General features: G+C 39.5%; 25 protein-coding genes and 1 tRNA gene. 17 read left to right on the top strand and 9 right to left on the bottom strand.

Features of this window, described 5'->3' with window-relative positions; translation table 11 throughout:
- The first annotated feature begins 4 nt into the window (after nt 1–4).
- Genes QOL23_RS06515 through QOL23_RS06480 form a run of 8 tightly spaced genes read left to right on the top strand, consistent with a single transcriptional unit; the run spans nt 5 to nt 6,663 of the window.
- On the top strand, nt 5–298 hold the full coding sequence (locus QOL23_RS06515) for a cell division protein ZapA (protein WP_283400778.1): 294 nt from the start codon (nt 5–7) through the stop codon (nt 296–298).
- A 44-nt stretch (nt 299–342) separates the two neighbouring features.
- Nucleotides 343–900: a 5-formyltetrahydrofolate cyclo-ligase gene (locus QOL23_RS06510; protein WP_283400777.1), complete on the top strand. Its 558-nt coding sequence runs from the start codon at nt 343–345 to the stop codon at nt 898–900.
- Entirely contained in the window at nt 891–2,564 is a 1,674-nt protein-coding gene (gene rny, locus QOL23_RS06505) for a ribonuclease Y (RefSeq protein ID WP_283400776.1), read from the top strand. The genes QOL23_RS06510 and rny overlap by 10 nt, the downstream gene beginning before the upstream one ends.
- Nucleotides 2,554–4,473 (top strand): selenocysteine-specific translation elongation factor, encoded by a 1,920-nt coding sequence (gene selB / locus QOL23_RS06500; RefSeq protein ID WP_283400775.1) that lies wholly within the window; start codon nt 2,554–2,556, stop codon nt 4,471–4,473. The genes rny and selB overlap by 11 nt, the downstream gene beginning before the upstream one ends.
- Nucleotides 4,461–5,339, top strand: coding sequence for an AEC family transporter (locus tag QOL23_RS06495; RefSeq protein WP_283400774.1), 879 nt, complete (start codon nt 4,461–4,463; stop codon nt 5,337–5,339). The genes selB and QOL23_RS06495 overlap by 13 nt, the downstream gene beginning before the upstream one ends.
- Nucleotides 5,340–5,374: 35 nt before the next feature.
- Complete coding sequence (locus QOL23_RS06490; protein WP_283400773.1) at nt 5,375–5,671, top strand: nucleotidyltransferase family protein; 297 nt, start codon at nt 5,375–5,377, stop codon at nt 5,669–5,671.
- Nucleotides 5,672–5,689: 18 nt separating this feature from the next.
- A complete protein-coding gene (locus QOL23_RS06485) occupies nt 5,690–6,376 on the top strand; it encodes an SIMPL domain-containing protein (RefSeq protein ID WP_283400772.1) in 687 nt (228 codons plus the stop codon).
- Entirely contained in the window at nt 6,376–6,663 is a 288-nt protein-coding gene (locus QOL23_RS06480) for a nucleotidyltransferase family protein (protein ID WP_283400771.1), read from the top strand. Before QOL23_RS06485 ends, QOL23_RS06480 begins: the two co-directional genes overlap by 1 nt.
- On the opposite strand, the gene QOL23_RS06475 is transcribed toward QOL23_RS06480, so the two are convergent.
- Complete coding sequence (locus tag QOL23_RS06475; RefSeq protein WP_283400770.1) at nt 6,623–8,725, bottom strand: acyltransferase family protein; 2,103 nt, start codon at nt 8,723–8,725, stop codon at nt 6,623–6,625. The genes QOL23_RS06480 and QOL23_RS06475 overlap by 41 nt on opposite strands.
- A 112-nt stretch (nt 8,726–8,837) precedes the next feature.
- Between QOL23_RS06475 and purT the strand changes: the two genes are divergently transcribed.
- Genes purT through QOL23_RS06455 form a run of 4 tightly spaced genes read left to right on the top strand, consistent with a single transcriptional unit; the run spans nt 8,838 to nt 12,429 of the window.
- Nucleotides 8,838–10,025: a formate-dependent phosphoribosylglycinamide formyltransferase gene (purT, locus tag QOL23_RS06470; protein ID WP_283400769.1), complete on the top strand. Its 1,188-nt coding sequence runs from the start codon at nt 8,838–8,840 to the stop codon at nt 10,023–10,025.
- Complete coding sequence (gene msrA / locus QOL23_RS06465) at nt 10,015–10,584, top strand: peptide-methionine (S)-S-oxide reductase MsrA (protein ID WP_283400768.1); 570 nt, start codon at nt 10,015–10,017, stop codon at nt 10,582–10,584. Before purT ends, msrA begins: the two co-directional genes overlap by 11 nt.
- Nucleotides 10,553–11,323, top strand: coding sequence for a nitrilase-related carbon-nitrogen hydrolase (locus QOL23_RS06460; RefSeq protein ID WP_283400767.1), 771 nt, complete (start codon nt 10,553–10,555; stop codon nt 11,321–11,323). The genes msrA and QOL23_RS06460 overlap by 32 nt, the downstream gene beginning before the upstream one ends.
- On the top strand, nt 11,320–12,429 hold the full coding sequence (locus QOL23_RS06455; RefSeq protein WP_283400766.1) for an aminopeptidase: 1,110 nt from the start codon (nt 11,320–11,322) through the stop codon (nt 12,427–12,429). Before QOL23_RS06460 ends, QOL23_RS06455 begins: the two co-directional genes overlap by 4 nt.
- Nucleotides 12,430–12,455: 26 nt before the next feature.
- On the opposite strand, the gene rplT is transcribed toward QOL23_RS06455, so the two are convergent.
- The 6 genes from rplT to QOL23_RS06425 all read right to left on the bottom strand — a co-directional run bounded on the left by rplT (nt 12,456) and on the right by QOL23_RS06425 (nt 17,958).
- Entirely contained in the window at nt 12,456–12,809 is a 354-nt protein-coding gene (gene rplT / locus QOL23_RS06450) for a 50S ribosomal protein L20 (protein ID WP_283400765.1), read from the bottom strand.
- 65 nt (nt 12,810–12,874) lie between these two features.
- A complete protein-coding gene (gene rpmI / locus QOL23_RS06445; RefSeq protein ID WP_283400764.1) occupies nt 12,875–13,072 on the bottom strand; it encodes a 50S ribosomal protein L35 in 198 nt (65 codons plus the stop codon).
- Nucleotides 13,073–13,116: 44 nt separating this feature from the next.
- Nucleotides 13,117–13,638 carry a translation initiation factor IF-3 gene (gene infC, locus QOL23_RS06440; RefSeq protein ID WP_283400790.1) on the bottom strand — a complete coding sequence of 174 codons (522 nt, stop codon included), beginning with the start codon at nt 13,636–13,638 and terminating at the stop codon, nt 13,117–13,119.
- Nucleotides 13,639–13,650: 12 nt separating this feature from the next.
- Complete coding sequence (gene thrS, locus QOL23_RS06435; RefSeq protein WP_283400763.1) at nt 13,651–15,630, bottom strand: threonine--tRNA ligase; 1,980 nt, start codon at nt 15,628–15,630, stop codon at nt 13,651–13,653.
- Between the two features lie 40 nt (nt 15,631–15,670).
- Complete coding sequence (locus QOL23_RS06430) at nt 15,671–17,689, bottom strand: peptidoglycan D,D-transpeptidase FtsI family protein (RefSeq protein WP_283400762.1); 2,019 nt, start codon at nt 17,687–17,689, stop codon at nt 15,671–15,673.
- On the bottom strand, nt 17,686–17,958 hold the full coding sequence (locus tag QOL23_RS06425; RefSeq protein WP_283400761.1) for a hypothetical protein: 273 nt from the start codon (nt 17,956–17,958) through the stop codon (nt 17,686–17,688). The genes QOL23_RS06430 and QOL23_RS06425 overlap by 4 nt, the downstream gene beginning before the upstream one ends.
- Nucleotides 17,959–17,999: 41 nt before the next feature.
- Here QOL23_RS06425 and QOL23_RS06420 point away from each other — a divergent pair.
- A tRNA-Arg gene (locus QOL23_RS06420) sits at nt 18,000–18,076 on the top strand.
- Here QOL23_RS06420 and purF read toward each other — a convergent pair.
- Complete coding sequence (gene purF, locus QOL23_RS06415; RefSeq protein ID WP_283400760.1) at nt 18,077–19,465, bottom strand: amidophosphoribosyltransferase; 1,389 nt, start codon at nt 19,463–19,465, stop codon at nt 18,077–18,079. It abuts the tRNA gene before it with no gap.
- A gap of 281 nt (nt 19,466–19,746) precedes the next feature.
- Here purF and purC point away from each other — a divergent pair, with 281 nt between their 5' ends.
- Genes purC through serS form a run of 4 tightly spaced genes read left to right on the top strand, consistent with a single transcriptional unit; the run spans nt 19,747 to nt 25,255 of the window.
- Entirely contained in the window at nt 19,747–20,472 is a 726-nt protein-coding gene (gene purC / locus QOL23_RS06410) for a phosphoribosylaminoimidazolesuccinocarboxamide synthase (protein ID WP_283400759.1), read from the top strand.
- A gap of 44 nt (nt 20,473–20,516) precedes the next feature.
- Entirely contained in the window at nt 20,517–21,542 is a 1,026-nt protein-coding gene (gene trpS / locus QOL23_RS06405; protein WP_425604257.1) for a tryptophan--tRNA ligase, read from the top strand.
- Nucleotides 21,543–21,557: 15 nt separating this feature from the next.
- The gene (gene gyrA / locus QOL23_RS06400) at nt 21,558–23,981 is read left to right on the top strand and encodes a DNA gyrase subunit A (protein WP_283400757.1); all 2,424 of its coding nucleotides are present in this window, start codon (nt 21,558–21,560) and stop codon (nt 23,979–23,981) included.
- The gene (gene serS, locus QOL23_RS06395; protein ID WP_283400756.1) at nt 23,978–25,255 is read left to right on the top strand and encodes a serine--tRNA ligase; all 1,278 of its coding nucleotides are present in this window, start codon (nt 23,978–23,980) and stop codon (nt 25,253–25,255) included. The genes gyrA and serS overlap by 4 nt, the downstream gene beginning before the upstream one ends.
- On the opposite strand, the gene QOL23_RS06390 is transcribed toward serS, so the two are convergent.
- Entirely contained in the window at nt 25,252–26,586 is a 1,335-nt protein-coding gene (locus QOL23_RS06390; protein ID WP_283400755.1) for a hypothetical protein, read from the bottom strand. The genes serS and QOL23_RS06390 overlap by 4 nt on opposite strands.
- Between the last annotated feature and the right edge of the window lie 8 nt (nt 26,587–26,594).

The following is a 26,594-nucleotide window of genomic DNA, read 5'->3' as shown; positions in this document are numbered from 1 at the left end:
GATTGTGAGCTTACCAGAAACCGTTGAAGTGACCATTGCAGGAAGGAAATTTAACATAAAGACGGATAAAGACCCTCAATACGTTAAGGAACTTGCTTTACGCCTTGAAAATATGATTTCAAGGATAAAGTCAGGGAATAGCAGAGTAACTTTAGACAAAGCGCTGATAATAGCCTGCTTTTACCTTCTTGACGAAAACGAATCTCTGAAAAGTCAGATAAAAGAATTAGGCGAAGAAATAAAAAGGCTTGAAGAAGGCGCAAAACTTCTAATAACGTCTAAGAAAATCGCCCCCTGACAATCTTCCCCTTATGCCCCTTACTTTCAGGTTAAGGGGTAACGATGACAAAAGAGGCTATACGCCGATTTATAAAACAAAAGAGGCTTTTGTTATCAAAAGATGAGGTAACACAGCTATCAACAAAAATAGAAGAAAAACTCTATAACCTTTTCTCAAACGCCAAGTCTTTCCTATTTTACTACCCTTTCAAAAACGAAGTGACGCTTCTCAACTTAGCAGAAAAGTTGCTGCAAGCTGGCAAAACCGTAGCTTTTCCGAAAACAGAAGGAAAGGAAATCATTCCAGTAGCCGTCAACAATCTCAGAGAACTGTCACCCGGAAAATTCTCAATTCCAGAACCCCCTCTCAACCCCGAAAAAATACTCAAGACCATAGACATCGCTTTCGTGCCAGGCATAGCTTTTGACCTCAACTGCTTTCGCATAGGATACGGAGGCGGTTTCTACGACCGATTCCTTGCTAAATGGAAAATCGGAACTAAAATTGGTATCTGCTTTGACTTTCAGGTAGTGGAAAAAATCCCCACTGACCCCTTTGACGTCCCCATGAACGCAGTAATTACAGAAAAAAGAGAGATAAGGAGGAAAGAATGGAACTAATCATAGTTGCCATAATGGCTGTAATTTCAGGACTCGCAATAGGTTACGTAATTGGAATGAAGAAAAGCCACGTAGAAAAGGAAGAGATAGAACGGAAAATCAAAGAGGAAGCAAGGGCAGAAGCCGACAGGCTCATAGAAAGGGCTAAAGAGGAAGCTAAAGAACTCAAAGAAAAGGCTGAAAAACTTTTAACCGAAGCAAGAGAAAAATTTGAAGAGATGAGGCGCGAAGCCCTTCTATCTGCCAAAGAGGAAGTCTTAAAAGAAAAGGAAAGGCTTGAAGAAGAACTGAGAGAAAAGCGCAGAGAACTTTCCGAACTTGAAAAAAGACTCTTAAGGCGCGAAGAATACTTAGACAAAAGAGAATCAACCCTTGATAAAAGAGAAGAAAACTTAGACAAGCGCGCAGAATTCTTAGACAGAATGGAAGCAGAACTTGAAGAAAAGCGCGCAGAAGTGGAAAAACTTGAAGCAGAACTTCTTGAAAAAGAGATGAAAGTCAGCCAGTTGATAGAAGAAGAAATCAAAAAGCTTGAAGAAATTTCCGGAATGACAAGAGAAGAAGCTCAGGAAGAGTTAATGAAGCGCATGGAAGAAGAGATAAGAAAAGACCTGGCAGTAAAATACAAGAAGATAGAAGAAGAGTTTGAAACAACTGTTGACAGAAAAGCTCGCAAAATCCTAGCTACAACCATTCAGCGCCTTGCCACAGATACGGTAGCTGAAACAACCGTTTCCGTTGTTGACCTTCCCAACAACGAAATGAAAGGAAGAATTATCGGTAGAGAAGGTAGAAACATCAGAGCGTTTGAACTTGCAACAGGCGTTGACTTAATCATTGACGATACGCCAGAAGCCGTTACGATATCCTCTTTTGACCCTGTCCGCAGAGAAATCGCAAGAATAGCCTTAGAGAGACTCGTAGCAGACGGAAGAATCCACCCCGCACGCATAGAAGAAGTGGTAGAAAAGGTCAGAGAAGAGATAGACCAGGAAATCCTCAACGCAGCGGAAGAAGTTCTATTTGAATTAGGCATAGATAACGTTCACCCTGAACTCAAAAAACTGTTAGGAAAGCTCAAGTTCAGAACAAGTTACGGTCAAAACGTCCTTCAGCACGTCAAAGAAGTTGCATACCTTGCTGGCATGATAGCTGCGGAAATCGGCGCAGACCAGCAATTAGCAAGAAGAGCAGGACTGTTCCACGACATCGGCAAAGCAGTAACCCACGAAGTAGAAGGTTCTCACGCCCTCATAGGCGCAGACATTTTAAAGAAATACGGCGAACCGGAAGCCGTCATAAACGCTGCAGCCGCCCACCACGGCGAAGCCGAATTTACAACGATTGAATCTGTATGCGCAGCAACGGCTGACGCCCTTTCAGCAGCCCGCCCAGGAGCAAGGAGAGAAAGCCTTGAAGCCTACATTAAGAGAATTGAAAAACTTGAAAGCATCGCAGAATCCTTCCCTGGCGTCATGAAAGCGTTTGCCATTCAGGCAGGAAGAGAAGTAAGAATCATGGTAGAACCGGATAGAATAACCGACGAAGAAGCCGCCTTCTTAGCACACCAAATTTCAAAGAAGATAGAAGAGGAAGTCCAATACCCCGGACAAATCAAGATAACCGTTATAAGAGAAACAAGGGCAGTAGACTATGCAAAGTAAAAAGTTCATCGTTATCGGAACGGCAGGGCACATAGACCACGGCAAAACAACGCTTATAAAAGCCCTCACCGGTATAGATACAGACCGCTGGGAAGAAGAAAAGAAGAGAGGAATGACCATTGACATAGGTTTTGCCAACCTTGAACTGCCCTCCGGCATCTTTGCCGGTATCGTTGACGTCCCTGGACACGAAAAGTTCATAAAAAACATGTTAGCAGGTGCTTCCGGTATAGATTTAGTCCTCTTTGTAATAGCAGCAGATGAAGGCGTAATGCCCCAGACAAAAGAGCATCTTACAGTCTGCCAGACCCTTGGAACGAAAAAAGGGATAATCGTTCTAACCAAAAAGGACACGGTAGATGAAGAGTGGCTTGAACTGGTAAAGGAAGATGTAAAAGATTTCGTAAAAGGAACGTTCTTAGAAAACGCACCTTTAATTGCAGTATCCTCAAAAACCGACGAAGGAATAAAGGAACTCGTTAAAGAGATAGACAGGATAGCGCAAACTGTAGAGCCGAAAACGACAGAAGGTATTTTAAGACTTCCCGTTGACCGTTCCTTTACCGTTAAAGGATTTGGCACCGTCATAACAGGAACGCTGTTAAGCGGAAAAGTAAAAGTAGGCGATACAGTAGAAATACTGCCGGAAGGTAGAACGGTAAAGGTAAGGAACATTCAGGTTCACGGAAAAAACAGAGAAGAAGCGTTAGCAGGACAGAGAACGGCACTTAACCTTTCAGATGTCTCAAAAGAAGACGTTGAAAGGGGCGACGTAATCGCCACCCCGGGATACTTAAAACCCACAAAAATCGTTGACGTTGAACTCTCTCTTTCAAAAGATGCAGATGTAATCGTCCAACCAGGGCACAAAATCCACTTCCACCACCTCACAAAAGAAACAGAAGGCGAAGTTTTCTTAATAGATAAAGACGAACTCCTACCCGGCGAAAGCGCCCTCGCCCAAATACGCTTAAAGGAAGAAATCGTTCCCGTTTACGACGACAGGTTCGTTATAAGAAACTACTCGCCGGCAAGAGTTATAGGCGGAGGAAAAATCGTTTTTCCGCTTCCTGAAAGGAAATTCAGACGCAAGTTCAGAAAAGAAAAAACGGCATTCCTAAAAAAACTTACCGAAGGAAGCGAAAAAGAAAAGGCAATACACCTGATAAAAACGTTCCCTGGAAAACTTACAGACAAATCCCTAACCCAGCTACTCAACATACCACCCGAAAAAGCCCAAAAGCTAATTAAAGAACTAACAGACAGCGGAACAATCACCATTTCCGATAAAAAGCTCTATCCGGCAGAATTTAAAGAGAAACTGAAGGAGCAAATCCTCACCGCCCTTTCACAGCACCACAAAAAGTTTCCCATATCGGAAGGAATCAACCGCGAATCCCTTAAAACATCTCTCTCTGCACCTCCAGAGATGTTTTCTCAAGCCATCAGCGAACTGTTAAAGGAAGGAAAGATAGAAGAAATCGGCGCAGTCCTGAAACTAAAAGGCTTCACACCACACCACGAAGGAACACCCTTTGAAAGCAAAGTAGAGAAAATAGTCGAAGTAGTCAGAAACAGCCGGTTCACGCCGCCAGAGGTAAAAGAATTAGCCAAAGAAATAGAAATTCCTGAAGAGGAAGCAAACTTAATAGCGTCATATCTCCAGCTTCAAAAAGGCTTTGTAAAAATCGGCGAACACCTGTTTTCGCCAGAAGCCATGAAAGAAATCGTTTCAATACTCAAAAATCACTTTAAGAACAAAGAAACGCTTACAGTCGGAGAGTTTAAAGACTACCTGAACGTCTCCCGTAAGTTTGCAATTCCGCTGTTAGAATTTTTAGACAGCAAAGGCATTACCGTGAGAAAAGGTAACGAAAGAGTAGCCGGTAATTTAGAATGGAAAACCTGATAATAAACGTTCTCTTTCCCCTATACCTGCTTATATCTGTCGGATACGCAATAGGTAGAATAAAACCTGACGTCCAAACCGATACAATTTCCACAATCGTTGTTTACGTTTTTGCCCCTGCCCTCATTTTCTACTCGTTCAGAAAAATCTCCTTAAACGCTCAAAACCTTACCTGTATGTTTGCCTCAGCTCTTTTAGTATTTGCGCTGGTCTTCCTCATCTCAATTCTGGCTGAAAGACTCTTTTTAAAAACAAAAAACGAAGCATTTGAACTCTCAGCCACCGTTATGAATGCAGGATATTTAGGAATTCCTCTAATTTACCTGATGTTTGGTGAAAAAGGACTACCCTACGCTTTAAGTTTCATGGTAGCAATGGCTGTTTATCACTTCAGTTTAGGCATAGTTATTCTGCAAAGAGAAAACTTTAAAAACGCTGTGATTTCAGCCATCAAAATCCCTCTCCTCCCCGCCCTCACCCTCTCTCTACTTTTAAAAAACGTTTCCCTTCCGCCAGGAATTCTCAAAATGATAGAGATGAGCGGAAACGCAAGCCTACCTCTTATGTTAGTTTCAATTGGAATAAGCCTTTCAAAAATAGTGCCAAAAGAACTAAAAGTTGGCATCGTAGCAACGGCAGTTCGCTTCTTCGGCGGAACAATCGCTGCTCTTTTAACAGTGTCAATTATCCCCTGCCCGACAACAGCCAAAAAGGTAATAATCGTTCAGTCATCCCTTCCTTCAGCAATCCTAAACTACGTTCTTTGCGAAAAGTTCAAAAATTCCCCCCAAACCGCCGCCACAATCGTCTTCATCTCTACCCTTCTCTTCCCCCTCTACCTACTTCTCATTAAAAACTTCCTATAAAATAGAAGTTAGCAAACCAAATCTGGAGTCTTGAAGTGAAAAACCTCCAGGAAGCAATTACCTTTCTTAAAAGCAGAAAAGACCACATAAAAAAAACTTTTGGAGTGGAAGAAATAGCTATATTCGGTTCTTTTTGCAGAAATGAACAAACGGAAAAAAGCGACATAGACATAATCGTTACATTCGCGAAAGGTTACAAAACTTTTGACAACTACATGAATCTAAAAGAATACCTTGAAAAACTTCTTAGCAGAAAAGTTGACCTTATTGTAAAAACAGCAACAAAACCAAAACTCAAAAAAGCTATATTAAAAGAGGCTGTATATGTCTAAACATTAAGGGAGGAAATCGTGAAAACAGCTCTAATAACGCTAACAGGAATCATCTTTTTAACAGCAACAGCCTTTGCAGGAACAAAAATCAGAGATACCGTAACAGCATCAAGATACGTAAAGCCAGACATCTATGTAGTTCCCATAAACGTAAAGATAAAATCGTGGGATGAAGGCAAAATCCTCACCGCCCTCTCTACCTTAGACGAAAAAATCAGAAACCTGAAACTTCCCTACGAAGGCGGCAACTACAGAATTGAAGAAAATAGAATCTGGGACACGATAAAAAAACGCTATGTAACAGAAGGCTACATCGGAACAATCCACTACACATTTAAACTAAAAAACGTTCAAAAGCAAAACGAAATCTTCACTCTCTTAAACGAAGAATCAAGGCAGTTGGGTTTTCAATACACTATTGGCTCACCCCACTGGGAAATCTCTCAATCAAAAAGGCAGAAAGTAACCAGCGAACTTAAAAAAGCCCTCATCCGCAAATCATTAAAAGAAGCAAGAGAGTTCGGCAGAGAGTTAAAAGAAGTGTGCACCGTAGAATCCATATCGTTTAACCCCTTCTCACAACCGATATTTCCGCTTTACCGCTCAAACGTAAAGGCGCTTCCCGCCCCCGTCCCAGCGCGCACTTCTCAAAGAATTTCTGTAAAAGCCGATGTAAAATTTAGCTGCTTCAAACATAGGAAATAGTGGAAATCCTGGAAAAGCTGAAACTCCTAAAGGAAGACCTAAAAAAGCTATACGGTATAGAAGAGATAGCTATATTCAGTTCTGTCGCAAGAGAAGAAGAAACCCCAAACAGTGACATAGACATCGTAATAATTAAAATACATACAAAAGAAAAACTAAACAGAAAAGTGGATATAAGATCATACGACTCTTTAAACCTATTCTTAAAGGAAATGATAAAAGATAAAAAAACGAAACTATCAACATTTAACGTGATTTTTTCAAGACCGAAGGTTGAACTGCTTTAAGAAAAGAATTAGATATATATTTAACAACCAAATAAGCGCCGTATTTACTCAAATGATCATCATCATAATACAAAGTCATCCCATCCTTAAAAGCGTAGCAATACTTCCCATCACAAAAAATGGCATCTGTATTCAGTGGAATCACGTTATATAATTTAAAAACAGATGAAAGGCTTTCTCTTATTTCTTTCTCTTTATCAAAAAAGAGATAAGAAGGCATTTTTGTCCTCTCGGTAAATGGTATCCAAATTTCATATTTAACTGCACTAAACCTTGGATCAAAATCTAACGCCGGATTTTCATACAAGAAATAGATTTTCTTATAACTCAATTTTCTAAGAAAATCCAAGGTTTTCTTTAACTGCAGCACATAAACCTTTTCATTATCACAATCCTTACCATCAATAAAGCACTGCAAGAATTTATGCTTTTTGCTCAAATCTATATCTTTCCCATAAAAATACTCCGCATTTCTGGTCACTATCAAAAGAAATTTAAATTTCAGCTTTGGCAAGATTGCAAACACCTGTTTAATCTCTTCTTCCTGTTCCACAGCTTTTCTTAGGTTAGATCCAATTGCTTTAAAAGTAGCCGGCCAACTTGAGATTCCTATCTCTGCATAACGCAAATTATCTCCGAAATACCTTTCAAAACCATAATAGAGCTGCTTAGAATGTGAATCCCCAAGGATAAGAACATCCAAATCATTCTGAGAAGTATCAGATAAACAGTAATCAAACTTAATATCCTTTTCGCCTAAAGACTTTATAAGTTTTATACAATTATCGTTTTTATTAGGATAAGGAAGAAAATCCTTCAAGTTCTTAACAACAGGCGTAAATAAAGCATATTTTCTCTTCGGTAACCCGTCCTTTAAATAAACTATCAATCCCAAAACAGCAACAATAATCAAAATAAACCACAACGTTATAACTTTACTAAAACTCTTAATCTTCCTTAGAGGATACTCAACCAACCTATAAAAAAGAACAGCTAAGAAAAACGAAAAAACTATAAGAAACAATTTACAGACTCTAACGTAGTTAATATTTTCATGTCCAAGGATGGGAATTATCGGTATTAAAAACGAGAAAGAGAGCAAAACATAATGCCATAAATAGAGAGAATAAGATATTCTACCAGTCCAAACTAACACTGGAAACGCAAGAAGGCTTTTTTCCTCATTAATAACAGCTGACACAAACAATACTATCCAGATAGATAGATAGATAGATAGATAGATAGGATTATATTCACGTAAAAAGAAACACGCAAACGCAAATGTAAAAATTAAAAGAATTGATTCCCAAAGAATCACATTCCTTGAAAAAAGTCCCGATAATACAATTTTCTTTTCTTTCTTGTAGATTAAAAAAAGAGCAAGTAATGCCCCCATTAAGAATTCCCAGAACCTACCAAAAGGCATATAGTAAGCAGTCTGAGGAAAGGAATGTTGCCAATATGCAGACATAAGTAAAGAAACTACGCCCAAAATTGCCAACCACCTCAAAACAACTGAAAAACGTCCAGAACATCTTTTGCACAAAAAAAATAGCAATAAAGGAAACAGCAAATAGAATTGTTCCTCTACTGCTAAACTCCAAGTATGCAATAAAGGCTTGTAAACTCGCGATAAATCAAAATAACCGACCTCGCTTGCCAATTTAAAGTTTTGAAGATAAATCCCTGTAAAAAACACATGTTCTCCAATTTGTTTATAAAAGACAGAAGGAACAAATAAATATCCTAAAATCAAGCAAAATACGAGCAAAATTATCATAGCTGGAAAAAGTCTTCTAATTCTATTCCTATAAAATTTCTTAAAAGAAAATTTCTCGCTCAGAATATTCCGAAGGATAATAGTTGTAATTAAATACCCTGACAATAGGAAAAAAACATCAACGCCCACATAACCAAATGAAACTTTTCCCGGGAAATAATGCCCCAGAATAACTAAAAGAACTGCAATAGCTCTAATCCCGTCTAAAGCAGGATTGTAATGAAGAGAAGATGGTGGAGGAGGAATCAATTTTTCAACAACATTAAAAATCTTTTTTATCATTTGTTTCTCCCAATCACCCTCTCAACTTCACATTGCCCAATAAGGGGCAGAAATTATACAATTTTCAAAAAGCCAAGCTAACTCGAATTTGTTTCTTAAACGGAGGTAAAAGATGAAAATAGGAACACCACTTTCTCACAATGCCACCAAAATACTCCTTTTAGGAAGCGGCGAGCTTGGAAAAGAGTTCACCATAGAAGCGTTAAGGCTCGGAATAGAAGTCATAGCAGTTGATTCATATCCCAACGCTCCCGCACAGCAGGTTGCACAGCGCTCCTACGTAATAGACATGAAAGATGGCAGACAGATTAAAAACATCGTTTATAGAGAAAAGCCCGACTTCATAGTACCGGAAATTGAAGCAATAGACACAGACACTTTGTTAGAACTTGAAAAAAAAGGCTTCAACGTCGTTCCTTCTGCAAAGGCAACAAAATACACGATGGACAGAATCAGCATCAGAAGGTTAGCGGCAGAAGAGTTAGGGCTTAAAACCTCCGCTTACAGGTTCGCATCAGACATAGAAACTTACAGAAAAGCCGTCAAAGAGATAGGACTTCCAGTCGTCGTAAAGCCTGTAATGAGTTCTTCCGGTAAAGGTCAAAGCATCGTCCGCAACGAAGATGAAATAGACAGAGCATTCCACTACGCCCAGGAAAACGCAAGGGGAAAGGGAAGCGAGGTAATCATTGAAGAGTTCATAAATTTTGACTTTGAGATAACCCTTTTAACCGTCAGAACGAAAAATCAGGGAACGCTCTTCTGCGAGCCGATAGGTCACGTTCAGGTTGACGGAGACTACCACGAAAGCTGGCAGCCCCAACCGATGAGCGAAACAGCCCTTAAAAAAGCACAGGAAATGGCAAAAGCAGTAACGGACGCTTTAGGCGGATACGGAATTTTCGGTTGCGAATTCTTCGTAAAAGGCGATACCGTATGGTTCAGCGAAGTCTCACCAAGACCTCATGACACCGGAATGGTAACGATGGCAAGCCAGAACATGAGCGAATTTGAACTTCATTTAAGGGCAATTTTAGGACTGCCGATAAAGATAAAGATGCTTTCGCCGGGCGCTTCTTACTGCTTCCACGCAAAAACGCACAACGTAGCACCGGCTTACGAAGGGCTTGCAGAGGCGCTTGGTGAGGAGGATGTGTGGGTGAGGATTTTTGGTAAACCCACAACAAGACCTAAAAGGAGAATGGGTGTAGCCGTAGCAAGAGCCGAAACGGTAGAGGAAGCAAGAAGAAAGGCAAAAAGAGCAGCAATGGCAATGAAAGTTATAGAAAATGAACTCTAAAAGAACGATGGAAAAGGCAACTTTTGCAGGTGGATGCTTCTGGTGTCTTGAAGAAGCGTTTTATAAGCTTAAAGGCGTAATAAAAGTCGTTCCCGGTTACGCCGGGGGCGACGCTGAAAATCCCATCTATGAAGAAGTCTGCACCGGTAAAACAGGACACGTTGAAGCAGTTCAAGTAACTTACGACCCAGAAAAAGTTTCCTACAAAGAACTGCTGATAACCTTCTGGTGCTCAATAGATCCAACAGACACAGGCGGTCAATTCACAGACAGAGGCAACCAATATAAAACGGTAATCTTTTACCACAACGAAGAACAGAAAAGATTAGCAGAAAAAAGCAAGAAAATCCTTGAAAACAGCAATTTATTCAGCGAACCAATAGCAACGGAAATAAAACCGTTTAAAAACTTCTATCCCGCTGAAGATTATCATCACCGCTTTTTCAAAAAAGACCCCTTTAGATACCACCACTACAAAGTAAACTCCGGCAGAGCAAAATACTGCGAAATAGTGTGGGAAAAGAAAAATGGAAGGAAGCTACTTGAAGAAAACCTTTAAAGCAGCCTGTATCCAATTTGAAACCGAAGATGGAAACTTTGAAAAAAACTACAACAAATTCCTGTCCCTCTTTAACTTAACAGAAAACGCACAACTCATAGTCCTGCCAGAACTCTTCCTCACAGGCTTCTGCTACGACAAACTAACCGAAGCCGCCGTCTTCAGCGAAAAAGTCGTATCTCACATATTAGAATTTTCCAAAGGCTTAAACGCAGTTTTTGTTTACACCGTAATAGAAAAAGTAAATAATTCATTCTTCAATTCCGTTCACGTAGTTGAAAACGGCAATGTCTTACTATCAAGACCGAAAATCAAACTATTTTCACCGATGAAAGAAGACAAATACTTTAAACCAGGCAGCATAAAAGACCTTAAAGCAGTAAAAACTTCAATAGGAACAATAGCCCCAATCGTATGTTTTGAACTGAGGTTCTTTGAACTCTTTTTAAAACTCTTACAACAGGAAGCGGAAATCTTCACCGTTTCTGCCCAGTGGGGAAAGGCAAGAAAGGAACACTGGGAAATTCTCACAATTGCAAGAGCCATAGAAACCCAGCGCTTCGTCGTAGCTGCAAACGGAAGCGGCAAAATGGCAGGATGTTCAGCAATAATAGACCCCTGGGGAAGAACTCTGGCAAAAACCTACGATGGAAACAGTATGATTTCTGCCCAAATAGAACTTTTTAAAATAAAACAGGTAGAGAAAAAACTTCCTATAAAAAGGGAGGAAATCCTATGACCATCTGGGACTGGCAAAACGAAAAGATAGAAAAAGCCGTTAGAAACCTTTTCAAACAAAATCTCTGCGCGCAGAAAGAAGAAAAAATCCTCATACTCTCAGACACCCTCAAAGAAAGAATCGGCGAAATTTTCTTCAACTTCGGTTTAAATTACGTAAACAACCTCAAACACGTAACGTATCCGCCAACCGGCAGGCACGGGCTTGAACCGCCAGAAATCGTATGGACAGCCACTTTCGGCAGAGAATTCACAAACGAACTCAAATCAAAAGAGCTATTTGAAAAAGTAAAAAATAAAGAGATAACGGAAAACGACGAAGAAGAAATTAAAGAAATCCTTTTAGAAACAACATCACCTAACGAACTACCTTCAGCAATCGTAGCGGTAAATCAGCATTCAATAAGTCACACTATCTTCAGAAAGCTCTGCACGGAATTCTTATCTATAAGGTTTGCCAGCATGCCTCTGTTTGAACCATTCATGTTTAACACCGCCTTTCAAGCTAACTGGGAAAAGGTGGAAAAATTATCCAGGAAAATTGCAGAACTTTTAACTCAAGCAGAAGAAGTAGAAATAACCTGTCCCAACGGAACAGCAATTACAATGTCTTTAAAAGATAGAGAAGGATTAGCAGATACAGGAAGGCTCTGTAAACCCGGAGACTTCGGTAACTTACCGGCAGGAGAAGCGTTCATAGCACCGGTAGAAGGAACGGCAGAAGGCGTTTTTGTAACCTTTTACGCGCCAGACAGAAAACTTAAAGAACCGGTAAAAATCACCGTAGAGGGAGGAAAAGTAGTAAAAGCTGAAGGCGAAGAAGAGTTTTCATCCTACATAAACCAGCTAATCCATAGAGAGAAAAACGCCGACAACATCGCAGAGTTAGGAATAGGAACAAACGAAAAAGCCGTTACAAGAACGAACATTTTAGAAGCAGAAAAAATTTTAGGAACCTGCCACATAGCAATTGGAGACAACAGCGCTTTTGGTGGAAAGGTAAAAGCAAACGTTCATATAGACATGCTTATAGAGGAACCAACGGTAATACTTAAGGTAAATAAGAAAAAAGTTACTTTAATGGAAAACGGAAATTTAAATGTATAAAAAGCCCGCAGAAAGCGGGCTCATATTTATTGATTTAGAGCAGCTTTGGCTTTTTCAACAATTGCAGCAAAAGCTTCAGGGTCTCTAACTGCAAGGTCAGCCAAGATTTTTCTGTCAAGCTCAATTCCGGCTTTCTTAAGACCATGAATAAATCTGCTGTAATTGATGCCAAACGGTCTAACAGCAGCGTTAATTCTCATAATCCACAGCTTTCTGAAGTCTCTCTTCTTTAACCTTCTGTGCTGATAAGCGTAAAAGAGAGACTTCATAACAGCAATCTTCATAGTTCTGTAAAGACGGGACCTGCCACCAAAGTAACCTTTCGTCAGTTTTTTTAGCTTTTTCCTTCTCTTCCTTCTTGGGCTGTACTTTACTCTCATTCTTCTCCTCCTTCACCGAACTACAGGCGCCCTTTCGGGTCTTTTTAGCCCGTAGCTCTGATTTTTTACATGTAAAGAACTAACTGTTTGTAGTTAGCGGCCTGAGCTCCTTCAAGGTACTTGGCCTTTCTGAGCGCTCTCTTTCTCTTTCTGCTCTTTTTGGTCAAGATGTGGCTCTTACCAGGAGACCAGTGCTTAATCTTACCTTTAGCCGTTACCTTTACCCTTTTAGCAGCAGACCTTCTTGTCTTTATCTTGGGCATTGTAAAGCCTCCTTACCTTAGTTAAACGAAGTGTGAATTATAGTCTATTTTTTCTTCGGTGCAAGTATCATAATCATGTCCCGCCCTTCTTTCTTGGGCTTCTTTTCAATTTCAGCTATATCCTGAACAGCCTCATAAATTTTCATCAATTGCGATTCACCAATCTCAAGGTGTGCCTGCTCTCTACCTCTGAACATAACAACAGCTTTTACCTTGTTGCCTTTTTCAAGGAACTTCCTCGCCTGCTTTATTCTTACCTGCATGTCATGTTCATCAGTTCTCGGACGCACCTTTATAGTTTTAACCTCAATAGTCTTTTGTTTCTTTTTCGCTTCATGCATCTTTTTCTGCTGCTGATACTTATACTTGCCGTAATCCATAATCCTGCAAACGGGAGGATTGGCGTTAGGTGAAACTTCCACTAAATCAAGCCCTTTTTCCCGTGCAATTTGAAGAGCCTTAAGCGTGGGCATTACTCCTAACTTCGTTCCGTCCTCGTCAATTACTAAAACTTCCCTCGCCCTTATCCTCTCGTTTACCCTCGTTTGTTCAACCTTCTTACTAATGGCTCCCTCCTTTTAATTAGATTTCTCTTTTATCTCTTTAAGAATTTTAGACACAAACGCATCAACGTCCATAGCTCCAAGGTCACCTTCTTTCTTAGAACGAACGGAAACCGTTCCACTCTGCTGTTCTTTCTCTCCTACAACAAGCATGTAAGGTATTTTCATCGTTTCTGCCTTTCTTATCTTGTAGCCTACTTTAGCGCTTTCATCATCAAGCTGAACTCTAACGCCAGCTTTTTTGAGGCGCTCATAAACCTCATCAGCGTATTCAAGATACTTATCGCTGACAGGAATAATAACAACCTGAACCGGTGCAAGCCACACGGGGAAAAGTCCTGCATAGTGCTCTATGAGAAGACCGATAAACCTTTCTATACTTCCCATTATCGCCCTGTGAACCATTACAGGACGCTTCTTCTGCCCGTCCTTATCTACATAAGTCAGGTCAAACCTTTCTGGCAGGTTAAAGTCAACCTGAATTGTAGGACCATCCCACTTCCTTCCTATGGCGTCTAAAACGGCAATGTCCATCTTTGGTCCGTAGAAAGCACCATCACCCTCAACAATGTTGTACTCAAAACCCCTTTCCTTCAAGGCATCTATAAGAGCCTGTGTTGCGTGTTCCCACGCCTCGTCGCTACCTATGTATTTATCAGGTTTAGTTCCAATGTTAATAACGTAATCAAGGTTAAATGTGTTGAGCATTTCCATAACGTAATCTAAAACGCCCTGAATTTCCTCTTTTAACTGGTCTGGACGGCAAAAGATGTGACCATCGTCCTGGGTAAATCCTCTAACCCTTAAAAGACCGTGAAGAGAACCGCTCTTTTCATATCTGTAAACCGTTCCAAACTCAAAAAACCTTACAGGCAGGTCTCTATAACTTCTCACTTTTGATTTATAAATGAGAATGTGCCCCGGACAGTTCATCGGCTTTACAGCATACCAGTTAGCTCTTTCAATCTCTTCACAGGTGAGTGGCACCTCTTCGTTTCCAAGCCTCTCTTCCTCGTCGTGCTCAACAACTGGAACGAAAAACATATTTTCTCTGTAAAAGTTGTAGTGACCGGAAGTTTTCCAAAGGTCAGCCTTCATTATGTGAGGCGTATATATCCTCTGATAACCTCTCTTCCTGTGTTCTTCTTCAACCCAGTTTTCAATTTCCTGTCTCAAAATAGCACCGTTAGGATGCCAAAAAACAAGACCTGGTCCAGCTTCTTCATAAATGGAAAACAGGTCAAGCTGCTTTCCTAAAATTCTGTGGTCTCTCTTTTTCGCCTCTTCAAGCCTGTGAAGGTATTCTTCAAGCTCTTTCTTTTTCCAGAAGGCAGTCCCGTAAATCCTTTGAAGCATCTTGTTTTTAGAATCACCACGCCAGTAAGCACCTGCTACAGAAAGCAACTTAAACGCTTTAATCATTCCAGCGTGCTCTACGTGAGGACCTCTACATAGGTCGTAAAAGTCATTACCAAGCCAGTATATCGTTATCTTTTCTCCTTCAGGAATATCAGCAAGAAGCTCTAACTTATATGGGTCGTCTTTAAAAAGCTCCTGCGCTTTTTCTCTTGTTACTTCCTCTCTAACAAAAGGTTCCTTGTTTTCAATAATTTTTTGCATCTCTTTTTCTATCTTCTCTAAATCTTCTTCAGAAATCGCTTCTGAAAGGTCAAAATCGTAGTAGAAACCTTCCTGCGTTGCAGGACCTATACCCAACTTAACGTTATCTTCACCGAAAGCCCTCTTTACCGCCTTTGCCAGAACGTGAGCAGCGCTATGTCTTAAAATTTCAAGAGACTCATCGTCTTTCGCCGTTATTATTTTTATCTCCCCATCGGTCGTTATCGGCGTGTGAACGTCAATAAGTTCACCATTAAAGAAAGCACCTACGGCGTTCTTCTCCAGACTTTTAGCAATCCTGCTTGCTATATCTTTAACGGTAACGCCAGGTTCAAACTCCAAAATAGTTCCGTCAGGTAGCTTTATCTTTATCATTCTCTACCTCTCATAATCCTCTTTTGAGTGAGCAATTTTACTACTTTTGCTTGTCCGCAAGTCCGTTTTTCAAGATAAAGTCGGTGTTAATCTCTTTACTGATAATCGTTCCGTTAGAGAGCAAAGTGTAGCTCTTTCTATCCGGCGCAACTCTTTCGTAAAGCAAAACCCTTTCAGCAAGGTCTCTAAAGATAGGAACGGCAATTTTACTCGCCCACAACATATTTTTTGGCACTTTAGGCTCATCAACAGTCACAGCTAAAACATATTCAGGATTGGTCATAGGAAAGGCACCAACAAAAGAGGCGGTTATCTTACTCTTGTTGTAGGCTTTTATCTTAGGGTCGTAAACCAGCGCAGTTCCAGTCTTTCCGCCTATGTAAAAGTTTTCCATTTTCGTAGCCGTACCTGTTCCACCTTCAACTACCATGGTAAGAACTCTTCTCATCGTTTTTGAAACTTTCTCCGGGATAATTCGCTTCTTTTTAATCGGAAACTTTTTTATTACGTTCCACTTATCATCAACGATTTCTTTCAGAATTCTCGGCTTGACGTAGTAGCCACCGTTTACCAGAGCCGCATAGGCAGCAGCTAACTGAAGCGTTGTGGTGGATATGAAATGCCCAAAAGCAATTGTTGCAAACTCAACATCTCTCCACTTATGCCAGTCTTTTAAAAAGCCAGGACTCTCACCAGGAAGCATTATTCCAGTTTTGTTTCCAAAACCAAAAAGCTTTAAATATTTATAGAGTCTCTCTTTACCAAGTTTCTGCGCAATTCTAACTATTCCAACGTTATCTGAATATTCTATGACTTCCCAAGCCCTAATCTTAACGTCCTTCCCGTGGAACTCGTTATGGAAAACCTTATCACCAACTTTATAGTCAGCAGGGCAGGATATAACTGAATCAACATTTATTACTCCTTCGGTAAGGGCAGCAGCCAGAACTATCGGCTTCATTACAGAACCAGGTTCATAAGGCTCAGTTATAAAACGGGGATTAAGAAGAGACAGAAAATTTTTTGTTTTTTTCTCACCATAGATATAAAAAGGATACGACGCTGCTGCCAGAACGTCACCGGTATGAATGTCCATAAGAACTGCATTTATGAATTTAGGATGCCACTTTTCACCGTATTCTTTAATAATTCTCTCAAAAATATATTGAAGGTTCCCGTCTATTGTCGTAACTACGTTGTTACCTTTCTGCTTTGATAGAAACTTTACTGCGTTTTCACCAAGATAGACCTTGCCTCTGGCATCTTTTCTTCCTTCAAGAACGATAGTGTTGCCGGCTATGATTTTTTTCTTTTCCAGGATATATTCAAGTCCGGAAAGCCCATCTCCCTGAGCATTGGTTACTCCAACAACCTCCGATGCAACAGCATAAGGATAAACTCTTTTATATTCAGTCACATAGCCTATAAGGTCAGGATATCTTTTATCAAAACGGTTTTCACCTGAAAGCGTGTAATAAATGCGCAGTGCAAGTGAAATTGCTTTTGAGATATCGGAAACGTTGCAGTTTATGCCCTTTTTGAGCCAGACGAAGGGGATTTTCTTCTCTTTTCTATCAACTCTTATGACGATGTATTTTTTTTTAAAGGCAGCTTCAAGGTCAGACAGAGTAATTGTAGAAGAAAGAGGAGAAAGAAGCGAAAGAAGCTTTTCCGGAGAGCTTTTTTTTCGTTCAGCATATTCAGAAATAACTTTATTATCTCCTCTAACTATCTTTTCAAACAACAACCAATCTTTTATTTCAGGCGGACGAACATAAATAGAAACAACCTTCTCACTAACTGCCAAAGGTGTAAAATTTCTATCTAAGATTTCTCCTTTTTCTGAAGATATCCTCACACATCCCTGGAACTGCCTTTCTACAAGAGATATCCACTTCTTACCGTCAAAAACTCCTAACGAAAATAACCTAATTAAATAGATAACCATTACTACCAAAGACGCTAACATAAAAAGATTAAGTCTGTCATCCTTAAAGGGACTTATAAAATGGTAAGTCCTAAGAATAGTCTCCTTTATCCTGTAGAGAAACCATTTCATTTTATATACTGAACCTCATTCTCTTGGTAAAAATCTAAATCATTAGAAGCCTTATCAACATTCTCCGGTTTTAGATTAGAATAATATTCCACAGACAGTCTAACATTCTCCTCTTTTAATCTTCTTATTTCATTAACCACAGATGTTATCTTCAGTTTTTCATGAGTACATGCTGACCTGACATTAATAACTTTAAAGCTCAAAAAAGCAGCTAAAATAGCACTAACGATGTAAGAGAGGAAACATATTTTCTCTCTCAGCTCCTTCACGCCACTCCTTAAACAGAATATATTTTATCTCTACAATATAAGCGCCTGTAGCTCAGCTGGATAGAGCCCAGGACTCCGGATCCTGGCGTCGCGGGTTCGAATCCCGCCAGGCGCACCATTACTTTTTCTCTGCTTGTCTCTCCACAGACTCTGGAATATTAAAAGGATATTCCCCATTGAAGCATGCAGTACAGTACTCTGAAAAGTTTCCTCCAGCTGCTTCTATCATTCCTTCTAACGAAAGATAACCCAAAGAATCTGCCTCTATATATTTACATATTTCCTCAACAGAATGGTTGGAAGCGATAAGCTGGTCTTTGGTCGGAGTATCTATTCCGAAGTAACAGGGAAACTTTGTCGGCGGAGAACTTATCCTCATATGAACTTCCTTAGCACCTGCTTCTCTAAGCATTCTTATTATCTTCCTACTGGTAGTTCCCCTCACTATAGAATCATCTATCACTATAACCCTTTTACCCTCAAGCAACTCAGGAATTGGGTTAAGCTTTACCTTTACACCTATATCCCTCAACTTTTGGTCAGGTTTTATAAACGTCCTACCAACATAATGATTCCTTATAAGTCCCATTTCAAATGGTATTCCACTTTCCTGAGAGTACCCCAAAGCAGGCACAACACCAGAATCGGGAACAGGTATAACAATATCCGCTTCTACCGGATGTTCCTTCGCCAATCTCCTACCAAAAGCCTTCCTAACGTCATAAACACTTTTACCAAAAATCTTACTATCAGGTCTGGCAAAATAAACAAATTCAAATATACATTGTGACCTGGGGCAGTTTTCAGTTTCAGGCAGCCTATACGATGATATCGCACCATTCTCAACAACAATAATTTCGCCCGGTTCAACATCCCTTAAGTATTTCGCACCAATAAGGTCAAAAGCACAAGTCTCTGAAGCAAAAACCGGACTACCGTCAAGTTCTCCCATACATAACGGACGGAATCCCCACGGGTCTCTTACCGCAATGAGCTTTTTATTGGTCATAACTAAAAGGGAATAAGCTCCTTTAAGCCTAACAAGCGCATCTATAAGTTTATCCAAAAACTTTTTTTTCTTAGACTTAACTATTAAATGAACTATAACTTCAGAATCAGTAGTCCCTCTAAAAATAGAACCTTCCTCTTCCAACTTTTCCCTAAGTTCTAACGCATTAACCAAATTACCGTTATGAGCAACAGCCATCTGTCCATATTTATAAGACACAACTATAGGTTGAATGTTATCTGGCGAATCTGAAGCACCTGAAGTAGAATACCTGTTATGCCCAATGGCTATAAAACCAGACAATTCACGAAGTACAGAACTTTTAAAAACAGAAGAAACTAATCCAAAATCTCTGTAATAACCAATTTTATTTCCATCTGTAGCAGCTATACCTGCGCTTTCCTGCCCTCTATGCTGCAAAGCATAAAGTCCTAAATAAGTATAGTAAACAGCGTTAGGATTGTTATAAATACCAAAAACGCCGCAATACTCTTTCATTATTCTCTCCCGGGTACTTTGATACCAATGGAAAGAAGATTATCCTACTTCCATTAAAGAAATTCAAGCACGAAGTAAAATCCCCCTCCCCCCTTCACCTCAACCGAAAACCCAAATCTATTATTTTTTCATTATTGAAAATGTAAACAAAAAAACCGACAAAATTTGTCCCAAAAAGCACTTTTTTACAGAAACTCCCGCCTAAAAACCAGCACAATTTATGAGATAATTTGGCTTACAAACCATTAATTTTCACCTGAAACTTAATCACGGAGGAAAAAATGGAAAAAAGAGAAAAACTATACGAAGGAAAGGCAAAAATCATATACACAACAGACAGCGATAACTTAGTAATACAATACTTCAAAGATGATACAACCGCTTTTGACGGTGCAAAAAAAGAAGTTTTAGAAGACAAAGGCGTTATAAACTGCTCTATTTCTACCATAATCTTTGAATACCTTGAAAAACACGGAATCAAAACCCACTTCGTTGAAAGACTCTCACCAAGAGAAATGCTCGTCAAAAAATGTGAAATAATACCGGTAGAAGTAGTAGTCAGAAACGTAGCAGCCGGTAGTTTCTCAAGGAGATACGGGGTAAAAGAAGGAACGCCCCTCAAAGAACCGTTAGTAGAATACTTCTACAAAAACGACGAACTTCACGACCCGATGGTATGCCCAAACCACGTTTACATGTTCGGATGGGCAACAAGAGAAGAGCTGGGTTTCATGACAAAAACAGCCCTTGAAGTAAGCGAACTTCTCAAAAAGTTCTTTGACGAAATAGACATCCAGTTAGTTGACTTCAAACTTGAATTTGGCAGGCACAACGGCGAAATTCTCTTGGCAGATGAAATAACACCCGACGCCTGCAGACTATGGGATAAGTCTTCAGGAGAAGTTTTAGATAAAGACAGATTTAGAAAAGATATGGGCAAAGTAGTAGAAAGCTATAAAGAAGTTTATAGAAGAATAGTGGAAAGATACGAAAAAGTAGAGGAGTAAAAATGGCACAGAAAGAGTTATTAGTCAGCAACGTTGACAAAGAAATGAAAATTGCCCTTGAGAAATACGAAGAACCTAAAGATATTAAACGCGTTTTATCAGGAATGCGCCCAACCGGCAAAATTCATTTAGGTAACTACTTTGGAGCACTTAAAACGTGGATTGAACTGCAGGATAAAGCTGAATGCTTTTTCTTCATTGCAGACTGGCACGCCATAACAACGTCTTATGAAGACACTTCCAAACTTTCTCAAAATACTTTGGAAATGATGGCAGACTGGATAGCTGCAGGACTTGACCCGGAAAAGTCCGTTCTCTTTATTCAGTCTCAGGTAAAAGAACACGCAGAACTCCACCTGCTTCTTTCAATGATTACACCGGTAAAATGGCTGGAAAGAAATCCCACTTATAAGGAAATGATGGAAAACTTAAAAGATAGAGACCTGGCAACTTACGGATTCTTAGGTTACCCTGTTCTTCAAACTGCAGACATTATCATATACAAAGCAGACACCGTTCCAGTAGGCATTGACCAGCTTCCACACCTTGAACTGTCAAGAGATATAACAAGAAGGTTCAATAGATTTTTCGGTAATATTTTCCCTGAACCAAGACCTTATCTTTCAGAAGCGCCCAAACTCCCCGGACTTGACGGAAGGAAAATGAGCAAATCCTATGGAAACTGTATTTATCTTTCAGACACAGAAGAAGAACTCAGAAAAAAAGTTATGTCAATGGTTACAGACCCGGCAAGAGTGAGAAAAACCGACCCCGGACATCCGGAAGTATGTTCTGTATTCTCCTACCATAAAATATTCACTGACAAAAAACAGGTGAAAGAGATAGAAGAAAACTGCAGAAAGGGACAGATAGGCTGCGTTCAATGTAAAAAGCAACTTTTTGAAAACTTAAATACCTTTCTCTCACCGATTAGAGAAAAAAGAGAAAAACTATTATCAGACAAAGAAACGCTTTCCCAAATTTTCGTTGAAGGCTCTAAAAAAGCAAGGGAAATAGCTAAAGAAACTATGGAAGAAGTCAGAAAAGCAATGAACTTCTTTACTTTCTAATCTGGAGGAAACTTAATGGAAAGGGTTATACCCGTTCCCATAGAAGAGGAAATGAAACAATCCTACCTTGACTACGCAATGAGCGTAATCGTTGGTAGGGCATTACCAGACGTAAGAGATGGCTTAAAACCTGTTCACAGAAGAATTCTTTACTCAATGTATGAATTAGGGTTACAACCTGACAAACCTTATAAAAAGAGTGCCAGAATCGTCGGCGAGACTTTGGGTAAGTTCCACCCTCACGGCGACACTGCCGTTTATGACGCTTTAGTAAGAATGGCGCAGGATTTTTCCATGCGCTATCCTCTGATAGATGGACAGGGAAACTTCGGCTCCATAGACGGTGACTCAGCAGCAGCAATGAGATACACCGAAGCAAGGCTTTCTAAAATAGCAACAGAACTCCTGAAAGACATAGAAAAAGAAACAGTTGACTTCAAACCAAACTTTGATGAAAGCCTTACAGAGCCAGAAGTCCTTCCGGCAAGATTTCCAAACCTTCTTGTAAACGGCACTTCCGGTATTGCCGTTGGAATGGCAACAAACATTCCACCGCACAACATAAAAGAAGTATGCGAAGCCATTAAATACCTTGTAGATAGAGAAACAGCAACTGTTGAAGAGCTTATGCAGTTCATCAAAGGACCTGATTTTCCTACAGGTGCAGAAATCATAAACCCTGAAGAACTCACCAAAATTTACAAAACGGGGCGTGGAAGCGTTACCATAAGGGCAAAACACAAAATAGAAGAAGTTAGAAAGAAAACAGCGATAGTTATAACAGAACTACCATACCAAGTAAACAAGGCAGACCTGATTAAAAAGATAGCTGACCTGGTAAAAGATAAGAAAATAGAAGGCATCAGCGATATCAGAGACGAATCCGACAGAGAAGGAATAAGAGTAGTAATTGAACTCAAAAGAGACGCCACGCCTGAAGTTGTTTTAAATAAACTCTACAAATTCACACCGCTGCAGAGTAACTTCAATTTCAACATGATAGCCTTAGTTAACGGCGAGCCTAAACTATTAAACCTTAAAAGATACCTTGAAGAATTCATAAAGTTCCGCAAAGAAGTTATCCTTAGAAGAACTGCGTTCCTTTTGAGAAAAGCGGAAGCAAGACTTCACATATTAGAAGGACTGAAGATAGCGCTTGAAAACATAGACAGAGTAGTTGAAGCAATTAAAAAGGCAGAAAGCCCTGCCGTTGCTCAACAGAAATTGGAAGAAGAGTTTGGACTGACAGAAAAGCAGAGCAAAGCTATACTTGAAATGAGGCTTCAAAGGCTTACAGGACTTGAAAGAGAAAAGATAGAAAACGAATATCAATCTCTAACGAAAGACGCAGAATACTACAGGTTTGTAATGGAAAACGAAAAAGAGCAGAAAAAGCTGATAAAGCAGGACATGGATGAAATAATAGAAACTTACGGCGATGAAAGAAGAACAAAAATAGTGTCAAAAGAATCCGAAATTGACATAGAATCAATGATAGAAGACGAAGAAGTCGTAATATTCCTGACGCATAAAGGTTTTGTAGCAAGAACTTCTGCGAAAACCTACAGAACGCAGGGAAGAAGTGGAACAGGTGTAAGAGGTATAAAGACAAGAGAAGGTGACTTCGTAAAAGATGTGATAACAGCTTCTTCCAAAGATTACCTACTGGTATTTACAAATCAAGGAAAAGTTTACTGGCTCAAGGCTTACGAAATTCCAAAAATGGAAAGAGCGGGCAGAGGACAATCCATAAGGAACTTTCTGCCAGGAATGTCAGGCAACGAAATTGTCTCAAGAATAATTCCAGTAAAAGATTTTAATATAGAAAAAGATGTCTTTTTCGCAACTCAAAAAGGATACGTTAAAAGAACACCTCTCAGCGAATTTTCCAACCCCCGCTCAACAGGAATAAACGCCATCAACCTTGAACCCGGCGACAGATTGATATATGTAGGGTTAGTAGATGAAAAAGATAACATTCTTTTAGTATCAAAAGGCGGAAGGGGCATAAGATTCCACGTTCAAGATGTCAGACAGATGGGAAGGAGCGCAAGAGGTGTAAGGGGAATACTGTTAGATAGCGAAGAAGACAGAACCGTTGCTGCAACCGTTATCCATCCTGACGATGTTTACCTCTTAATCGTAATGGAAAAGGGCTACGGTAAGAGAGTTAAATTATCTGAATTTCCGATACAGAGAAGAGGCGGCAAAGGACTCATAGCGGCAAAACTTTCAGAAAAAACAGGCAAAATAGCTGACGCAATAACATTAAAAGATGGTGAGCCGGTAATACTCGTTTCCAAAAAAGGAAAGATAATAAGAGTTAACAGCGAAGATATCCCGGTTTACGGAAGACACACAAGAGGTGTAAGAATTCAAAAGTTAGCCGAAGATGACATTGTCGTTTCAGTTTCAAAAGTGCAGGAGGAAGAAGAATGATTGACATAAAAGCCCTGAGAAAAGAACCAGAAAAGTTTAAAGAACTTCTTTCCAGAAAAGATAAAGTTTTCGCAGATATGGTAGATGAACTTCTATCCGTAGATAAAGAAAGAAGAACTCTTGTAACAGAGTTAGAAAACCTGAGGGCTAAAAGAAATACCCTTTCAAAAGAAATAGGAAAACTTTTCAAGGAAGGAAAGAAAGATGAAGCTTTAACTTTAAAAGCAGAGGTTGAATTAATTTCCGATAGAATTGTTCAGCTTGAGAAAGAGTTAGCAGAAATTGAAAAGAAATTTGAGAAACTCATGCTCTCCATCCCCAACCCGCCTCACCCAAGTGTTCCTATCGGTGAAGACGAAGAAGACAACGTAGTAGTTAGATACTGGGGTGAAAAACCTGAATTTGACTTTGAACCTATTCCTCACTGGGACATTGCTAAAGCTTTAGATATCCTGGATTTTGAAAGAGCAACCAAGCTTGCAGGTTCAAGGTTTGTAATTTACAAAAAGTGGGGCGCAAAGTTAGAAAGAGCTTTAATTAACTTTATGCTGGATTTACATACAGAAAAACACGGATACACAGAAATAATCCCGCCGTTTTTAGTAAATACAAAGACGATGACAGGCACAGGACAACTACCGAAGTTTGAAGAGGACCTATACAAGATAGAAGGCGAAGATTTATGGCTTATCCCTACTGCTGAAGTTCCACTCACCAATATCCACGCCGGGGAAATTTTGAATGAAAAAGATTTACCAATTTACTATACTGCTTATACGCCCTGCTTTAGAAAGGAAGCCGGTGCACACGGAAGGGATGTTCGCGGAATAATGAGACTCCACCAGTTTAATAAGGTTGAATTGGTAAAGATAGTTCATCCAGAAAAATCCTACGAAGAATTAGAAAAGTTGGTAAACGAAGCAGAAAAAGTTCTTCAGTTGTTAGGATTACATTATCGTGTAGTAGAGCTCTGCACAGGTGACTTAGGATTTTCCGCCGCTAAAACTTACGATATAGAAGTCTGGATACCATCTCAAAATAGATACAGAGAGATTTCTTCGTGCTCAAACTGCGAGGATTTTCAGGCAAGAAGAGCGAAGATAAGATTTAGAGACAAAGAAGGAAAAACAAGGTTAGTTCACACTCTCAACGGCTCTGGTTTAGCAGTAGGAAGAACCGTTATAGCCATACTAGAGCAATATCAACAAGCTGACGGAAGTGTAATAATACCTGAAGTTTTACGTGATTATATGAAAGTCAAATTAATACGTTAATACACCTTCCAATTAATAACAACAAAACCTCCACTGCTACTTTTATCTATCATATCTTTTAATTGACAATAGATACTTCTATAAAAATCAGGAATTGATGTATCATTCTCACAATATTTTTCTATATCTTTATACGAAAGTCCACTTCTGTCTTCACTCCCCGTAAACTGCCACCGGTCAAAAGTTGCATTGCCCTCTGGAACTATAATGGAAAAATTCCTAACAGTTTTAGATGAACCTGAAATATCAAAACCTCCATTCGAACTAGCTATTCCTTTATCAGCCCATAAGAGAAAATTAACATCTTTTTTCGTAGTAGCAGTATCATCTATCAAATCTCTATTAACCTCTATCTTCTCCGGCGTAAGTATGAAAACATTAGAAGTATTCTCAGTGTTTTGATTACCAGAAATACTTATCCACTGTCCAGTCTTGTCATCACTATAAATCCCCTCTTTCGCATAGAGAAGTATATTGTATCCCTCATCAGCTCCTGAGAAATCAATGTTACTATTTAAATCAAATTCCATTTTCCCTTCTGCAACTAAAGAAAGATTGGAAGTACTCCCCACTTTTTTCTTTAAGGTTGTATTACGCGTAAAATAAATATCTCCCTTTGCTGCAATTATAATATCATTATAAAAATAAATTAGAGAGTCATCAAGAGTTATATTCTTGCCACAAACAACAATTTTTCCATCTCCATTTTTATCAACAAAATCGCTCTTATATACTTCATTAGTATTATAGTCACCATAATCACATTCATTTTCTGGTGGATAAAACTTAGAAACATCTAAATCTGCAACCTTTGGCAAATCCAAATTATTCTGAATATAAACATCAAAACCCAACTTTTCCAAATCACTCTTAAGCGAATTTGAAATTGACTTAACTGCTACAACCGCATCACTCCAATCACCAGAACCCACACTACTCAAATCATTTATATCAAAATTCCCATTTACCGCAAAAGGATAAAAATCCAACCCTGCTTTCCCCAAGTTTACCTCAACTTTTCTAACAGCCTCACCCTTTGTTCCCGTTGAAACCACATAATAACCATCAACCGTTCTATCAATAGTAACGTTATATGTAGCCCCATTAATTTCTCCATTCAACTGTGCTGGGAAGGAACTAATAGCTCCGCTTTTAATTTTCGCAAGAGCTTCCTCTGCTCCACTTTCGGCAGCATTCAGAGCTACAATAGAATCTTTTGTAACAGCAGTCGAAGACGTATTTGTAGTCACAACTTTTAAAACAGCTCCACTCAACAAAAACAAAATAAACACTATTGCTAAAATCAAAGGTAGTGCAAGGGCTTTCCTCATAATTATCC

Source organism: Desulfurobacterium pacificum (assembly GCF_900182835.1).
Taxonomy (GTDB): domain Bacteria; phylum Aquificota; class Aquificia; order Desulfurobacteriales; family Desulfurobacteriaceae; genus Desulfurobacterium_B; species Desulfurobacterium_B pacificum.
The sequence above is the reverse complement of the archived record's forward strand: the minus strand, read 5'-3'. Positions and strand labels throughout refer to the sequence as shown.